We start from the raw sequence: 14,420 nt of genomic DNA on the forward strand, positions 1-14,420 counted from the left end.
CTCCGGCCGCTCTCCCCTATGGTGAGTGGGTTCTGCACACGGAACGTAGGGAGAAGGTGACCGCACGTGCTCGACGAACGGGTGGAGACGCCCGCGGAAGGCGGCGGCGCACCGGGGCGCTCACCGCGCACCGACGCGGTGGTCTTCGGCGTCGCCGCCGCGCTGACGCTGGCGTTCGTGATCTGGGGCGCGGTGGCGACGGACTCCCTGGAGGACGTCTCCACGTCCCTGCTCAACGACACGATGCACTACGGCGGTTGGGCCTTCGTGCTCGCCGCCTCCGGCTTCGTGATCTTCGCGCTGTGGCTGGCCTTCAGCCGCTACGGGCGCATCACCCTCGGCCGGGAGGGCGAGCCGCCGGAGTTCCGCACGGTGTCGTGGGTGGCGATGATGTTCAGCGCCGGCATGGGCATCGGCCTGATGTTCTACGGCGTGAACGAGCCCCTCGCGCACTTCGCCACCCCGCCGCCTGACACCGTCTCCGCCAGCGCCGGTGCCGCCTCGCGGATGGAGGTCGCGATGGCGACCACCCTCTTCCACTGGACGCTGCACCCCTGGGCCATCTACGCCGCCGTCGGCCTCGCCATGGCGTACAGCGTCTTCCGCCGCAACCGCCGGCAGACCATCAGCGCCGTCTTCACCCCGCTCATCGGCCCGCGGCACGCCAACGGCGGCGTCGGCAAGGTCATCGACATCCTCGCCATCTTCGCCACCCTCTTCGGCTCCGCCGCCTCGCTGGGGCTCGGCGCGCTGCAGATCGGCAGCGGCGTCAAGGAGGTCGGCTGGACGTCGGAGGAGGTCGGCGAGGGGCTGCTGATCCTCGTCATCGGCGTGCTCACCATCGCGTTCGTCGCCTCCGCGGTCTCCGGCATCGAGCGGGGCATCCAGTGGCTGTCGAACATCAACATGGTGCTCGCCGTGGTGCTCGCCGTGTTCGTCTTCATCGCGGGACCGACGATCCTGATCCTCGACCTCATCCCGACGTCGATCGGGTCGTTCTTCGCCGAACTGCCGCAGATGATGGCGCGTACGGAGGCCAGCGGCGGCTCGGACGTCGCCGGCTGGCTGTCGGGCTGGACGGTCTTCTACTGGGCGTGGTGGATCTCGTGGACGCCGTTCGTCGGCATGTTCATCGCGCGCATCAGCCGGGGGCGCACCATCAGGCAGTTCGTCGGCGGCGTGATCCTCGTGCCCAGCGTGGTCAGCCTCCTGTGGTTCTGCATCCTCGGCGGCACGGCGATGCAGCAGGAGGCCCACGGGGCGGGCATCACCGAGGAGTCGACGCAGGAGGGGCAGTTGTTCGCGGTGCTGAACGCGTACCCGATCGCCGGCGTCACGACGCTCCTGGTGATGGTCCTCGTCGGCATCTTCTTCGTCTCCGGCGCGGACGCCGCGTCGATCGTGATGGGTGCGCTGTCGCAGAAGGGCACGCTGGAGCCGACGCGCATGGTGGTCGTGGTCTGGGGCGTGCTGACCGGTGCGGTCGCCGCCGTCATGCTGCTGGTCGGGGGCGGCGGGGACGCCGCGCTGACCGGCCTGAAGAACCTCACGATCCTCGTCGCGGTGCCGTTCACGCTGGTGATGATCGGGCTGTGCGTGGCGCTGATGCGCGATCTGCGGCACGACGAGCTGATCCTCATCGGCGAGGCGGGCGAGCAGGCGGTCGAGACGGCGGTACGGGCCGGACACCAGCACTACGACGGGGAGTTCGAGCTGCAGATCCGCGGGCTCGCGCGGCGGCTGCGGGGCGGCCGGGGCACGGGCCGCGACCGCGGCGAAGGCGAAGGCGAAGGCGACGGCGGGGACGGGGGCCCGGCGCCGGGCCCGGAGGACGGGCGGCCCGCGGACTGACCAGCGGGGCCCGGGGCCCGGCGCGTACGAGCCGGAAGCCCGGCCCGTACGCGCCGGGACTCCCGGCAGGGGTCAACCGACCGGTGGACCCCCGGTTCCACCGGTCGCGGCTGTCGGCGGCGGGGCCCCGATCGCGAGCATTTCCGTATGAGAAATCTCCCTGTCCGTACGGCCCGTTGGAGTGCCCGGCACCCGTGGCGCGCGATCGTCGGCTGGTTCGTCTTCGTCGCACTCTGCTTCGGCGCCGGCATGTCCGTCGGCAGCAACCCCGCCACCACCGAGGACTTCCGGGTCGGCGAGGCCGGCCGCGCCGAGCAGATGGCGACCGAGGGCGGCCTCCAGCGCAAGCCCACGGAACACGTCCTCATCCGCGCCGAATCCGGCCGCTCCCTCGACCTCGCCGCCGCCCGCGCCGCGGCCCGCGACGTCACCGACCGGATGGAGCGGCTGCCGGAAGTGGCGTCCGTCGCCGCACCCGTACGCTCCGCGGACGGCGCCGCGCTGCGGGTGCCGGTCGTGTTGAAGGGTGCCGAGCTGGACGGCAAGGACAACGTCGGGCCGCTGCTGGAGCAGACGGAAGAGGTGGCCGCGGCCCACCCCGGCGTCGTCGTCGAGGAGACCGGCTCGCCCGCGATCAGCCAGGGCGTCAACGACCAGCGGGGCGAGGACCTGGCGCTCTCCGAACGCATCGCACTGCCCGTCACGCTCGTCACGCTGCTCGTCGTCTTCGGGTCCGTCGTCATGGCCGGCGTGCCGCTGCTGCTGGCACTCACGTCGATCGCCGCGGCGCTCGGTCTGTCCATGGTGACGTCCCACCTGCTGCCCGACCCCGGCGTCGGCACCAACATGATCCTGCTCATCGGCCTTGCGGTCGGCGTCGACTACACGCTCTTCTACCTCAAGCGGGAGCGTGAGGAGCGTGCCCGCGCGGGCGGGCGGCTGTCGTCCGCCGCCCTCGTCGAACTGGCGGCGGCGACCGCGGGGCGGGCCATCGTCGTGTCGGGCCTCGCCGTCATCGTCTCCACCGCCACCCTCTACCTCGCCACCGACGTCATCTTCTCCTCCCTCGCCACCGGCACCATCCTCGTCGTGGCCGTCGCCGTCGCCAGCTCCCTGACGGCGCTGCCCGCGCTGCTCGTGACCCTCGGCCGCCGCACCGAACGGAAGGCAGCCCGCCGGGCCGAACGCCGCGCCGCCCGCGGGCCGGCCCGCCGTCCGCGGCGGGACCGCCCCGAGCACGGACGGATACTCGCCGCCCTGCTGCGGCCCGCGGAGCGCCGCCCCGCCGCCACCCTGGTCGTCTCCGTGCTGGCCATGCTCGCGCTCGCCGCGCCCGCGCTCGGCATGAAGCTCGTGGACCCCGGCAAGGACACGTTCTCCCGCGACATCCCGGCCATGCAGACGTACGACCGGCTGACCGCCGCCTTCCCCGAGCTGAAGGTGCAGCACGAGGTCGTCGCCCAGGCCGCCCCCGAGCGCGCCCCCGAGGTCCGGCGGGCACTGGCGGAGCTGGGCCGGCAGGCCGCGGAGGACCCGCTGTTCGTCAGGGACGCCGGGCCGGCGGTACGCACCTCACCGGACGGCCGGACCAGCGTGCTCGTGCTCTCCGTACCCCACTTCGCCAACTCCGGGCCCGCGAAGGACTCCCTGACGCACCTGCGAGACGACCACGTGCCCGCCACCGTCGGGCAACTGGCCGGCGTCGAGACCGCCGTCAGCGGCGACGTCGCCCGCGGCACCGACTACGTCGAGCACGAGCGCGGCAAGCTGCCCCTGGTCATCGGTGCCCTGCTGCTGGTCACCTTCCTGCTGACGCTGATCGCGTTCCGCTCGGTCGTCATCGGGCTGCTCGGCGTCGTGCTGAACCTGCTCTCCGCCGCCGCCGCGCTCGGCGCGCTCGTCGTCGTCTTCCAGGGCACGTGGGCCGAGGGGCTGCTCGACTTCGACTCGATGGGCGCGATCGCCTCCCGGGTGCCGCTGTTCCTCTTCGTGATCCTCTTCGGTCTCTCGATGGACTACCAGGTGTTCGTCGTCAGCCGCATCAAGGAGGCCAGGGACGCCGGGATACCGGCGCGGGAGGCGGTGATCGCGGGCATCGGGGCGTCGGCGAAGGTCGTGACCAGCGCGGCGGTCGTGATGGTCACCGTGTTCTCCGGGTTCGTCGCGCTGCATCTGACCGAGATGAAGCAGATGGGCTTCTGCCTGGCGCTGGCCGTGCTGCTCGACGCGGTGGTGATCCGGCTGATGGTGCTGCCCGCGGCCCTGCTGCTCCTCGGTGAGCGGGCCTGGCGGCCGGTGCGGCGCCTGCCCGCCCCGCCCGAGCCGGTGGCCCCCGCGTTCGAGAACGTACGCTGACCAGCATGCTCCCCAGGCCACGGCGCGGCGACCCCCTCTGGATCTGGCTGCTCCACGGCTGGGACGTCTTCTCCTGGGCGATCATCGGTCTGCTGACCCTGGCCACCCTGCTGGGAGACGTCCCGGCCGGCGACCGGTACGGGTCGCTCGCGCTCCTGGCCGTGCTCGCCCTCGGCTACGCAGCCGTACGCCGGGGGCAGCGGAACACCGTGCGGCTCGCGTCCGGCTACCTGGTCGTGCTGATCGTCGTGGTGGGGCTGCTGTCGTGGCTCCGCGACGGTTTCGGCGTGCTGTACACGGTGACGCTCTCGCAGTTCGTGATCTTCGCGAACACCCCGCGGTCCGCCATCGTCCACAGCGGCCTCGGCGCCCTCGCGATCACCCTCGGCGGCTCCCTGCGCCAGGGCTGGGGCGTCGACAGCCTCGCCACCAACGCCACCTCGTCCGTTGCCGTCTACGCGGTAGGCGTGGTGATGGCGCTGGTGACCCCCCGTGCGCTGGCGGTACGCGACGAGCGCGCCCGGCTGCGCCGCCGGCTGGCCGACGCCGAGCAGCAGCTCGTGGAGGCGCAGAAGAGACAGGGCGCCGCCGAGGAACGGGAGCGAATCGCGCGGGAGATCCACGACACCCTGGCGCAGGGCTTCGCCTCGATCGTCGTACTCGCGGAGGCGGCGCGCGCGGGGCTGGCCGCCGAGCCCGCCAAGAGCGCGCAGCAGTTGCAGTCCATCGAACGCACCGCCCGCGAGAACCTCGCCGAGGCCCGCGTCCTTGTCGGCGCGGCCCCGCGCGACGGTGTCGCCGCCGGCTCGGTCGCCACCACGCTGCGCCGCACCCTGGACCGCTTCGTCGAAGACACCGGACTCACGGTCGAAGCCGAACTGCCGGACGTCGACTGCGACCAGCCGACCCGGATCGCGCTGCTGCGCTGCACGCAGGAGTCGCTGGCCAACGTGCGCAAGCACGCGGCGGCGTCGACGGTCGGAGTGGTGCTGACGGCGGGGCCTGAGGGCATCGAGCTGGAGATCACCGACGACGGGAAGGGGTTCGTGCCGGGACCGGCGGCGCGAGGCGCGACGGACGACGGCAGCGCCGGCGACGGCGGGCGGGACGGCGCGGTGCCCGCGGGGGGCTTCGGGCTCGGCGGAATGCGCCGGCGGCTCGCCGAGTTCGGCGGCGAGCTGACCGTCACCAGCTCGCCAGGCGACGGCACCCGCATACTGGTCACCGTGCCAGTGCCAGTGCCAGTGCCAGTGCCAGTGCCAGAGCCCGTGCCCGTGACCGCCGCGGTCGGCGCCGTCGCGGACCGACCCCTCCTCGACGTGCCGTCCGCGGACGGATCGCCTTCCGGCGGTTCTCCCGCGGACGTGTCGCCGACGACCGGAACAGCCACGGACGGACAGGTCTGACATGACGACGACACCCACTCCCGCCGCGCCGCTGCGCGTGATCGTGGCCGACGACCACACCGTGATGCGCACCGGTCTCGTCGCGCTGCTCGCCGCCGAGCCCAGCATCGAGGTCGTCGGCGAGGCCGGCGACGGCCGCGAGGCCGTCGCCCTCGTCGCCCGCCTCGACCCCGACGTCGCCCTGCTCGACCTGCGGATGCCGCGGCTCGACGGTGTCGGCGCCACCGCCGCGATCGTCGCGGCGGCGGCGCGTACCCGGGTGCTGATCCTCACCACGTACGACACGGACAGCGAGATCGAGCGCGCCGTCGAGGCCGGTGCCACCGGCTATCTGCTGAAGGACGCCACCCGCGCCCAGTTGGTCGACGCCATCCACGCCGCCTCCCGCGGGGAGACGGTCCTCGCGCCCCGCGTGGCCCAGCGCCTGGTCGCGAAGATGCGCAGCCCGGCCCCGGTGACGCTCACGCCGCGCGAGTCCGAGGTACTGGCGGGCGTGGCCGAGGGGCTGTCGAACGCGGAGATCGGCAAGCGCCTGTTCATCGGCGAGGCCACCGTGAAGACGCACCTGCTGCGCATCTTCGCCAAGCTCGACGTCAGCGACCGTACGCGCGCGGTCGTCGTCGCCCTGGAGAGCGGCCTGCTGCCGGGCCGTTGAGACCCGAAGTCCGCGCCGGCTCCCGACCCGACCCCTTCCTGGTTCCGCGCCGCGCGCGCACAATGCGGTCGAGACCGCCGCCGCCCGGAAGGCAGGGACCCGTGAGCCGACGCCGTACCGCACCTCCGTTACGCACCATCGCCACCGCCGCCGTCCTCGCCGTGCTCGGCGCGCTGCTGACCGTGCTCGCCCCGCCCGTCTCGGCGTCCGCACCGCCGCAGCCCGCCGCGGCGACCGCGGTGCGCGGCGGCGAGGCGCTGTACGGGCCCTCGTTCGCCTGCACCCTGGGCTTCAACGCCGTGAGCGGCGGCACCACGTACGGCATCATCGCCGGCCACTGCGCCGACGTCGGCAGCACATGGGCCGTCGACACGGACGGCGGCCGGGTGTCCGTCGGCACGACCGCGGGAGCGGTCTTCCCCGGCAGCGACTACGGCATCGTCCGCTACACCAACACCTCCGTCTCGTACCCCGGCGAGGTCAAGGGCAGCGGCGGCGCCCCGGTGGACATCACCGGTGCCGCCGACCCTGCGCCCGGCATGTCGCTGTGCCACTACGGGCGCGTCGGCGGCTACCGCTGCGGCACGGTCCAGGCGGTCAACCTCACCGTGAACTTCCCCGGCGGGGCCGTCTCCGGGCTGTTCCGCTCCAACATCTGCTCGGAGCCCGGCGACACCGGCGGACCGGCGTTCTCCGGCGGCCGGGCGGTCGGCATCATCGTCGGCAGCAGCGGCAACTGCACCAGCGGCGGCGTGACGTACTACCAGCCCATCAAGGAGATCCTGGCGGTCTACGGGCTCACGCTGTCGTAGCCGCGGGCGTACGGGCGAGGAGGTCGCGCAGCGCCGCGGCCACCTCGTCCGGCGCCTCCTCGGCCATGAAGTGGCCGCAGGTCACGGTGGCGTGCCGCAGGTCGGGGGCCCAGGCGCGCCACCGCGCGGCGGCGTCGAAGCCGAGCGCGGCGCCCCAGTCCTGCTGGAGGACGGCGACCGGCATGCGGAGCGAGTTGCCGGCGTCGCGGTCGGCGGTGTCGTGCTCGACGTCGATGCCCGCGGAGGCGCGGTAGTCCGCCACGATCGACGGCACCGCTGCGCGGGACGCGGCCAGATACGCGGCGCGTACCTCGGCGGGGATGGCGTCCGCGCCGCCGGACCAGATGTCGAGGAAGTGGCCGAAGAACGCGTCCGGGGCGGCGGCGATCATCTCCTCGGGCAGGCCGGGCGGTTGCGCCATCAGGTACAGGTGGAAGCCGACCGCGGCCGTCACCCCGTGCATCACGTCCCACATGTCGAGCGTCGGCAGCACGTCCAGGCACGCGAGGTGGGTCACCGCGTCCGGGTGGTCGAGGCCCGCGCGGAACGCCACCAGCGCGCCGCGGTCGTGCCCAACGAGGGCGAAGCGGTCGTGCCCCAGCGCGCGGGCGAGCGCCACGACGTCCCCGGCCATCGTGCGCTTCGCGTACGTGCCGCCGCCGGACCCGCCCGCTGCCTCGGCCGGCTTGTCGCTGGCCCCGTAGCCGCGCAGGTCGGGGCAGATGACGGTGTGGTCGGCGGCGAGCCGGGCGGCGACGTGCCGCCACATGAGGTGGGTCTGCGGGAAGCCGTGCAGCAGCACGACGGGGCTGCCGTCGGGGTTGCCGCCGACGGCGGCGCTGAGGGCGACACCGTCGGCGACGGTGACGCGGCGGTAGTCGAAGCCGGGGATGCGGGGGGACATCGGGGGATTCCCTTCGTAGCCGATCGTTGCCCCCAGCGTGCGCGGCGCGGATGAGCAGCGGATGAGCGCGCTGTACGGTGGCGCCCGGCGGGGCCCGGGCGGGGCCGGGGCCGGGTCTGGAGAGGTGGTCGGCGGTGCGGGTCCTTTTCGGCGTACTGGGGCCGGTGACGGCCTGGGACGGCGACGGGGCCGGGTCCTCCGGCGACGGGCCCTCCGGCGACGGGGACGGTGCCGCGGAGGGCGGCACGATCGCGCTGAGGGGGCCGCGGCACCGGGCCGTACTCGCCCGCCTGATCGTCGCGCGCCGCCGCGTCGTCCCCGTCGGCCTGCTGGCCGACGACCTGTGGACCGACCCGCCCGCGGACGCCGTGGGCACGGTGCGCACCTTCGTCGCCGCGCTGCGCCGCGCCCTCGAACCCGGCCGCCCGCCGCGCGCGCCCGCGCGGCTGCTGGTCACACAGGGCCCGGGGTACGCGCTGCGCGCCGAACCGGACGCCGTCGACGCGTGGCGCTTCGAGGCGGCGGTGGCCGCGGCGGGGTCCCTGCCGCCGGGCGAGGCCGTGGCGCGGCTGGAACAGGCGCTGGGCTGGTGGCGCGGCCCCGCGTACGCGGAGTTCGCCGACCTGCCGTGGGCCCGGACCGAGCGCTCCCGCCTCGCCGACCTGCGTCTGCACGCCGTCGAGTTGCACGCGGAGGCCCGGCTGTCGCTGGGCCGCGCCGCCGAGACCGCGGCGGACCTGGACGCCCACGTGGCGGAGCACCCCTGGCGGGAGGACGCCTGGCGGCTGCTGGCCCTGGCGCTGTACCGCGCGGGCCGCCAGGTGGACGCGCTCGCGGTGCTGCGCCGGGCGCGCACGATGCTGGGCGAGCAGTTGGGCGTGGACCCGGGCCCGGCACTGCGGCGGCTGGAGACGGACATCCTGGCGCAGGCAGACCACTTGGAGGGCCCGGGCGGGCCGGGGCACGGTGGTGGTCCGGCGCCGGGCGCCGGTGCCGGGGGCACGGACGGCCGTGGCGGTTCGGCTCGTGACGGTGGCGTGGGCGGCGAGCGGGACGGCGTGGCTGCCGGTGGCGGTGAAGGGGAGGAGGCACGGCGGGTCTGGGCCGAGGCGGCGGCCGCGTACGACCGGGCCGTCGCCGGCGGGGCGCGGGCCCGGCTGGAGTCCACCGTCGGGCTGCTGCGCAGCCTCGCCGTCACCGGGGGCGGCGGCCTCCAGGCCGCGCGGCGGCACCGGGTGGCGGCCGTCGAGGCGGCCGAGGAGTCGGGCGACCCGGAGCTGACCGCCCGGGTCATCGGCGCGTACGACGTGCCCGCCGTCTGGACCCGCGTCGACGACCCGGAGCAGGCCGCCCGTGTCGTGGCCGCCGCCGAGCGAGCCCTCGCCGCGCTGCCGCCCGCCGAGCACCCCGCCGTACGGGCCCGGCTGCTGGCCACCGTCGCCGTCGAGTCCCGCGGCACCCGCGCGGCGCGCGGGCCTGAGGCCGCCCGGGAGGCGGAGCGACTGGCCCGCGGCCTGGACGACCCGGCGCTGCTGGCGTTCGCGCTCAACGGCGTGTTCATGCAGACCTTCGAGCACACCGGTCTGGCCGCCGAGCGGGACAGGACCGGCGCCGAGCTGGTCGCGCTCGCGGCCCGGCACGGCCTCGTGACGTACGAGGTGCTGGGCCACCTCGTCCGGCTCCAGGCCCGCGCCGCGCTGGCGGACTTCCCCGGCGCCGACGAGCACGCCGCCGCGGCCGACCGGCTCGCCGGGCGCCACGAACTGCCGCTGGTCGCGGTGTTCACCGGCTGGTACGCGGCCCTCCGCCTCGCCGAGACCGGCACCCCACCTCCGTACGCGGCGGCCCGCGCCGGGGCCGGGCCCACAGGCAGTGACGCGGCCGGGCGGCCCGAGGGCGCCGACGCCTCGCCCGCGCAGGTGGAAGCACCCGCCGATGCCGGGACCCGCCCCCCGCCCCCGCACGCCCATTCCGCCGCCGAGGACGCCTACCGTGCCGCCGCCCGGCTCCTCGACGGGGCCGGGATGCCCGGGCTGGAGCGGGGGCTGCTGCCGTTGGCCCTGCTCTGCCTGCGGCTACGGCGCGGGCTCGCCGTGTCCGCCGGCGGCGGCGCCGACTGGGGCCCGTACGAGCCGTGGGTGCGGCCGCTGCTCCTGCTGGGCGAGGGGCGGCGGGCAGAGGCGGCGGCCGCGCTGCGGACCGTCGCCGAGCCGCCGCGCGATCTGATGCAGGAGGCCGTCTGGTGCCTCGTCGCACGGGCCGCCGTCGAACTCGGCGACCGCGCGACCATGGCGCGCGCCCGCGACCGCCTTGCCCCCGCGGCGGACGAGATCGCCGGTGCCGGGACCGGGCTGCTCACCCTGGGCCCCGTCGCAGCGCACCTCGCCGCGCTCACCGCCGCACTGGGCGACTCGCCGCCCGCGTAGCTTGCCTCAGAGCCGGATCTCGCGGCGGGTGTCGATGCCCGTGCCGTACACCGGGTCGCGGCCCGGGACGTGGACCTCGAAGCTCGTCGCCCGGGCCCGGTACAGCCGCAGCCCCTCGTCGTCGCCGAGGTCCTCGGGCCGGAACCGCGTCGCCCCCTCGGCGACCGCGCCCCCGAACGCCTCGTCGCACGCCGCCGCGAGCTGCGCGTCCGGCACCTTCTCCGCCGTGGCGCCGATGTACACCGCGCGCCCTTCGCCGATCGCCGCCGTGGAGTCGTAGACGACGAACTCGACGCCGGGCCGCGCGGCGATGTTGACGGAGTGCCGCGCCTGGGGCGAGGAGACCCAGTAGAAGGTGCGGTACTCGGCGTGCGTGAAGAACACCGGCGAGACCCGCGGCCGCCCGTCGGGCTGTGCGGTGCCCAGGACGAGATAGCGGTTCGCGTCGAGCACGCTGCGCGCCATCCCGGCCAGGTCCTCGGGAAGTGTCACGGCTGTCCCCCTTCACCGTATGCGGCCGCCGTCGGCCGTTCCGGCGACGGTATCCGACGAGACTGACAACCGCCGCCGCGCCGCGCTGGGCCCGGGCCCGCTCAGCCCCGAGCCCCCACCGGGTCCGCCACCAGCAGCGACGTCAGCGCGGTGATGTCCGCTGCCCCGGCCAGACCGTCCACCGCCGCCTTGATCTCCCGTGCCCGCTCCCCGGCGAGCACGTCCGACGTCAGCGCCGCGAACTTGCGTTCCAGGTCCGCCTCCGACAGCGGGTTCTCGGCCGCGCCCAGCGGGTGTTCGACGTCGCGTACGTACGTCTCGCCCGAGCGCGCGGTCACTTCCGTCACCGACGCCACCGACTGCCGCAGCGCGCCCGCGCGCGCGTCGAGGTCCGGGTCCCCCGTGACCGTGATGCGCGCGCTGAGCGCATCGATCGCCGGGTCGGTCGTGCGGAGGTCGGTCATGATGTCGGCGAAGCCGACGTGGCCGCGGTGGGCGGCGACCGCCAGGACGTACTGCATGCAGTGGGAGCGCAGCGGGTTGGCGTCCACCACGTGGTACGACGAGCGCGGGGCGCGGACGGCGACGCGGTCGATGTCGCCGGGGCGCAGGTCGTGCGCCCGCATGATGCCGAGCAGCCCGTCGAGGGCGGCGGGGATGAACACGCAGCAGGAGTTGCGCTTGAAGAACAGCTCCCCGACCGCGTACCGCTCGCCGATCCCGGCGAGCAGCGCCTCCTGGTCCCACTGTCCCGTGAAGGCGTGCCCGAAGGGGTACTTGCCGCCGAAGACGTCCGCGGGACCGCGCAGCCCGATCCCCGCGAGCGTGGCGGCCTGCACCCCGGCCTGGGCGGCGAGGCCGATGTTGAGGGGGCGGGACTGCTCCGTGGGGTCGTCCACCCACGACAGCAGCCCGGACGCGCTCGTGCCCGCCAGGCCCAGCGCGGCCGCGAACCGCTCCTCGTCCAGGCCCAGCAGCAGCCCCGCGGCCACCGTGCTGCCGAACGTGCCCGCGACCGTCGTCGGGTGGAAGCCGCGCGCGTACTGGACGGCGGGGCCGAGGGCGTAGCTGACGCGGGCGGCGACGTCGATGCCGGCGACCGTGGCGGCCAGCACGGCGGCCCCCGGGGAGCGCTGCCGCTCCGCCACCGCGAGCGCGGCGGGGGCGACGACGGCGATGGCGTGGACGTTGGCGGAGGGGTGGTGGCTCTCGATGTCGCAGTAGTAGGCGAGCGTGCCGTTGGCCAGGGCGGCGGTGCTCGCGTCGGTGCGCAGCGCGGAGCCGAAGAGGCGGGAGGTGCCGGGGCCGGCTTCCGCGGCGGTCTTCTCCAGCAGGTCCATGACGGGATAGCGGCGGGAGGTGGCGGCCATGAGGGCGCCGAGGCAGTCGTAGAGCGCGTTCTTCGCCTGGCCGACGACGGGGGCGGGGAGGCGGTCGTAGGCGAAGACGTCGAGGCGGTCGAGGAGTTGCTGCGTGCGGGTGCGGGTGCGGGTGCGGGACATGGCGGGATCCTCCCGGGTGCGGTGGTACGGGATCGGCGTGATCAGCGCGCGAGCGCGCGCAGCGCCGTGGTCATCCGGCCGAGGGCGGCCGCCCACACCGCCTCGTCGCGGGCGTAGCAGACCCGGAAGGAGCCGATGCCGCGCGGCCCGAACTGATAGCCGGGGCTGACCAGGACGCCCGCCTCGCGCACGAGCCGGTCGGCGAGGACGTGGTCGGGCACGCCGAGGGCGGAGGCGTCGACGAAGAGGTACGCGGTCCCCGGCGGCCGGGGGCCGCCCCGGGCCCGTAGCCCGAGGTCCTCGACTCCCGCCAGCCACGCCGCCGTCTGCTCGCGCAGGGCGCGCAGGTCGGCCAGCCGGTCCCGGACGAACTCCTCGTCGTCGCGCAGCCACCGCGTCAGCAGGTGCTGCGCGTACGCGGGCGCCCGCAGGGACATCGCGGCGAGCACGTCCTCCGCGCCGTCGGCCACGTCTCCCGGCGCGACGACGACGCCGACGCGGTAGCCCGACAGGGACTCGGTCTTGGAGGGGCCCGTGACGGTGGCGCAGCGCCCGCGCATGCCGGGCTCGGCGATCAGGCGGGGGAGCGGGGCGTCGTAGACGAGCCGGGCGTACAGCTCGTCGACGACGGCGAAGGCGTCGTGCTCGCGGACGAGCGCGGCGATCCCGGCGACGACGCCGGGCGGGTAGACCGCGCCGGTCGGGTTGTTGGGGTGCGAGAACAGCACGACGGAGGCGCCGCCGCGCAGCGCCGCGGCCAGCTCGTCCAGGTCGGGTACGAGCCCGTCGTGCGGTCCCGTGGCCTGGCCCGGGACCAGCGGCACGTGGTGGACGTGTGCGCCGAGGAGCCGCACGATGCGCTCGCTGAAGAGGTAGTCGGGATCGACGAGCGCGACCGTGTCGCCGGGGGAGACGAGCGCGGCGAGGGTGGCGAAGAGCCCGGCCTGCGAGCCGGGGGTGAGGAGCAGTTCGCGGTCCGGGTCGACGGGGATGCCGAGGCGGCGGCCCAGTTCCTCGGCCACCGGCCGCCTGACGGCCGCGGCGCCGCGGTACGGGGTGTAGGCGTGGGCGCCGTCCGCCGCCGCGGCGGCGAAGGCCGCGGCGGCCCAGGGCGGCGGGGGGAAGCGGACGGTGTCGAAGTGCGTGGTGTCCAGCACGTCGCCGGTCACGCCCGCGGCCACGAAGCGGTCGGCCTCGCGGACGGACAGGCCCAGGCGCTCTGCGCGCTCGGGCAGGTGGAGGCGGCGGACGGCGGTGGCGCGGCCGTGGCCGGGCTTCCGGTCCGTGCGCGCGGATCCGGGCTCGCGGCTCATCACACCGCCTCCGGCAGGCCCAGCAGCTCCGGCAGACCGCCCAGGCCGGGCAGTTGGGCGGTGGGCGCGGGCGTGGTGGGGCGCAGCTCCTGGCCCTGCCGGTTGATCCACACGGTCGGGATGCCCATCGGGACGGAGCGCGGCAGGTCGACGTACTGCGACTGGGCCACGTGCACCGCCTCGTGCGGCTCCACGCCCGCGCGGCCGAGGACCAGTTCGAAGAGCGCCCGGTGCGGCTTGTACGCGCCGACCGCCTCGCCGGTGAAGACGTACGTGAAGGGGTTGCCCAGTTTGCGCACGCTGACGTCGATGATGTCGCGCTGGCTGTTGGAGATCGTGGCCAGCGGCGCGTGCGCACCCAGCAGGCGCAGCGTCTCGACGCTGTCGGCGAAGGGGTCGGCTTCGGCCATCACGTCGCCGAGCGCGGCCAGTTCCGCGTCGTCGGCGGTGATGCCGGCCTCCTCGGCGAGGGCCTGGGCCATGGTCGTGGCGAGCAGGTCGCGGTAGGGCAGGAAGCGGGCGTGGACGGCGGGCAGGGCGTAGCCGTAGTACCAGCGGCGGTAGAAGGCGGCGACGTCCACGTCGTGCGCCCGTGCCGCGAACAGCGCGCGCAGGTGGGTGCGGAGGGCGCCGTCCCAGTCGATGAGGGTGCCGTAGGTGTCGAAGGTGATGAGCCGGGGGCGGGTCGGCAGCGGAGTGGGCAT

11 protein-coding genes are annotated in these 14,420 nt (G+C 75.1%); 6 read left to right on the forward strand and 5 right to left on the reverse strand.

What is annotated here, in order from left to right; all coding sequences use genetic code 11:
• The first annotated feature begins 66 nt into the window (after positions 1-66).
• The 5 genes from ACFYVJ_RS13900 to ACFYVJ_RS13920 all read left to right on the forward strand — a co-directional run bounded on the left by ACFYVJ_RS13900 (position 67) and on the right by ACFYVJ_RS13920 (position 7,079).
• Positions 67-1,851, forward strand: a complete 1,785-nt coding sequence (locus ACFYVJ_RS13900) for a BCCT family transporter (protein WP_388890330.1) — start codon at positions 67-69, stop codon at positions 1,849-1,851.
• 147 nt (positions 1,852-1,998) lie between these two features.
• Entirely contained in the window at positions 1,999-4,206 is a 2,208-nt protein-coding gene (locus ACFYVJ_RS13905) for an MMPL family transporter (RefSeq protein WP_388890332.1), read from the forward strand.
• Between the two features lie 5 nt (positions 4,207-4,211).
• Positions 4,212-5,612 carry a sensor histidine kinase gene (locus ACFYVJ_RS13910; RefSeq protein ID WP_388890335.1) on the forward strand — a complete coding sequence of 467 codons (1,401 nt, stop codon included), beginning with the start codon at positions 4,212-4,214 and terminating at the stop codon, positions 5,610-5,612.
• A 1-nt stretch (position 5,613) separates the two neighbouring features.
• The gene (locus ACFYVJ_RS13915; protein WP_388890338.1) at positions 5,614-6,267 is read left to right on the forward strand and encodes a response regulator; all 654 of its coding nucleotides are present in this window, start codon (positions 5,614-5,616) and stop codon (positions 6,265-6,267) included.
• A gap of 101 nt (positions 6,268-6,368) precedes the next feature.
• Entirely contained in the window at positions 6,369-7,079 is a 711-nt protein-coding gene (locus ACFYVJ_RS13920; protein WP_388890341.1) for a S1 family peptidase, read from the forward strand.
• Here ACFYVJ_RS13920 and ACFYVJ_RS13925 read toward each other — a convergent pair.
• Entirely contained in the window at positions 7,066-7,983 is a 918-nt protein-coding gene (locus tag ACFYVJ_RS13925; protein WP_388890343.1) for an alpha/beta fold hydrolase, read from the reverse strand. The two genes, ACFYVJ_RS13920 and ACFYVJ_RS13925, sit on opposite strands and share 14 nt — an antisense overlap.
• A 134-nt stretch (positions 7,984-8,117) precedes the next feature.
• Between ACFYVJ_RS13925 and ACFYVJ_RS13930 the strand changes: the two genes are divergently transcribed.
• On the forward strand, positions 8,118-10,409 hold the full coding sequence (locus tag ACFYVJ_RS13930; protein WP_388890346.1) for a BTAD domain-containing putative transcriptional regulator: 2,292 nt from the start codon (positions 8,118-8,120) through the stop codon (positions 10,407-10,409).
• A 6-nt stretch (positions 10,410-10,415) separates the two neighbouring features.
• On the opposite strand, the gene ACFYVJ_RS13935 is transcribed toward ACFYVJ_RS13930, so the two are convergent.
• The 4 genes from ACFYVJ_RS13935 to ACFYVJ_RS13950 all read right to left on the reverse strand — a co-directional run bounded on the left by ACFYVJ_RS13935 (position 10,416) and on the right by ACFYVJ_RS13950 (position 14,420).
• Positions 10,416-10,901 (reverse strand): pyridoxamine 5'-phosphate oxidase family protein, encoded by a 486-nt coding sequence (locus ACFYVJ_RS13935; RefSeq protein ID WP_388890349.1) that lies wholly within the window; start codon positions 10,899-10,901, stop codon positions 10,416-10,418.
• A 101-nt stretch (positions 10,902-11,002) separates the two neighbouring features.
• Positions 11,003-12,403, reverse strand: coding sequence for an MmgE/PrpD family protein (locus ACFYVJ_RS13940; protein WP_388890351.1), 1,401 nt, complete (start codon positions 12,401-12,403; stop codon positions 11,003-11,005).
• Between the two features lie 41 nt (positions 12,404-12,444).
• A complete protein-coding gene (locus tag ACFYVJ_RS13945; protein ID WP_388890354.1) occupies positions 12,445-13,716 on the reverse strand; it encodes a pyridoxal phosphate-dependent aminotransferase in 1,272 nt (423 codons plus the stop codon).
• Positions 13,716-14,420 carry an HAD-IA family hydrolase gene (locus tag ACFYVJ_RS13950; protein ID WP_388890356.1) on the reverse strand — a complete coding sequence of 235 codons (705 nt, stop codon included), beginning with the start codon at positions 14,418-14,420 and terminating at the stop codon, positions 13,716-13,718. The genes ACFYVJ_RS13945 and ACFYVJ_RS13950 overlap by 1 nt, the downstream gene beginning before the upstream one ends.

The organism is Streptomyces sp. NPDC004134 (genome assembly GCF_042874195.1).
Taxonomy (GTDB): Bacteria; Actinomycetota; Actinomycetes; order Streptomycetales; family Streptomycetaceae; genus Streptomyces.

Coding starts and splice junctions, on each gene's coding strand:
- ACFYVJ_RS13905 (WP_388890332.1), top strand. CDS start 1,999: ATGAGAAATCTCCCTGTCCGTACGGCCCGTTGGAGTGCCCGGCACCCG.
- ACFYVJ_RS13910 (WP_388890335.1), top strand. CDS start 4,212: ATGCTCCCCAGGCCACGGCGCGGCGACCCCCTCTGGATCTGGCTGCTC.
- ACFYVJ_RS13915 (WP_388890338.1), top strand. CDS start 5,614: ATGACGACGACACCCACTCCCGCCGCGCCGCTGCGCGTGATCGTGGCC.
- ACFYVJ_RS13925 (WP_388890343.1), bottom strand. CDS start 7,983: ATGTCCCCCCGCATCCCCGGCTTCGACTACCGCCGCGTCACCGTCGCC.
- ACFYVJ_RS13940 (WP_388890351.1), bottom strand. CDS start 12,403: ATGTCCCGCACCCGCACCCGCACCCGCACGCAGCAACTCCTCGACCGC.
- ACFYVJ_RS13945 (WP_388890354.1), bottom strand. CDS start 13,716: ATGAGCCGCGAGCCCGGATCCGCGCGCACGGACCGGAAGCCCGGCCAC.
- ACFYVJ_RS13950 (WP_388890356.1), bottom strand. CDS start 14,420: ATGCCCACTCCGCTGCCGACCCGCCCCCGGCTCATCACCTTCGACACC.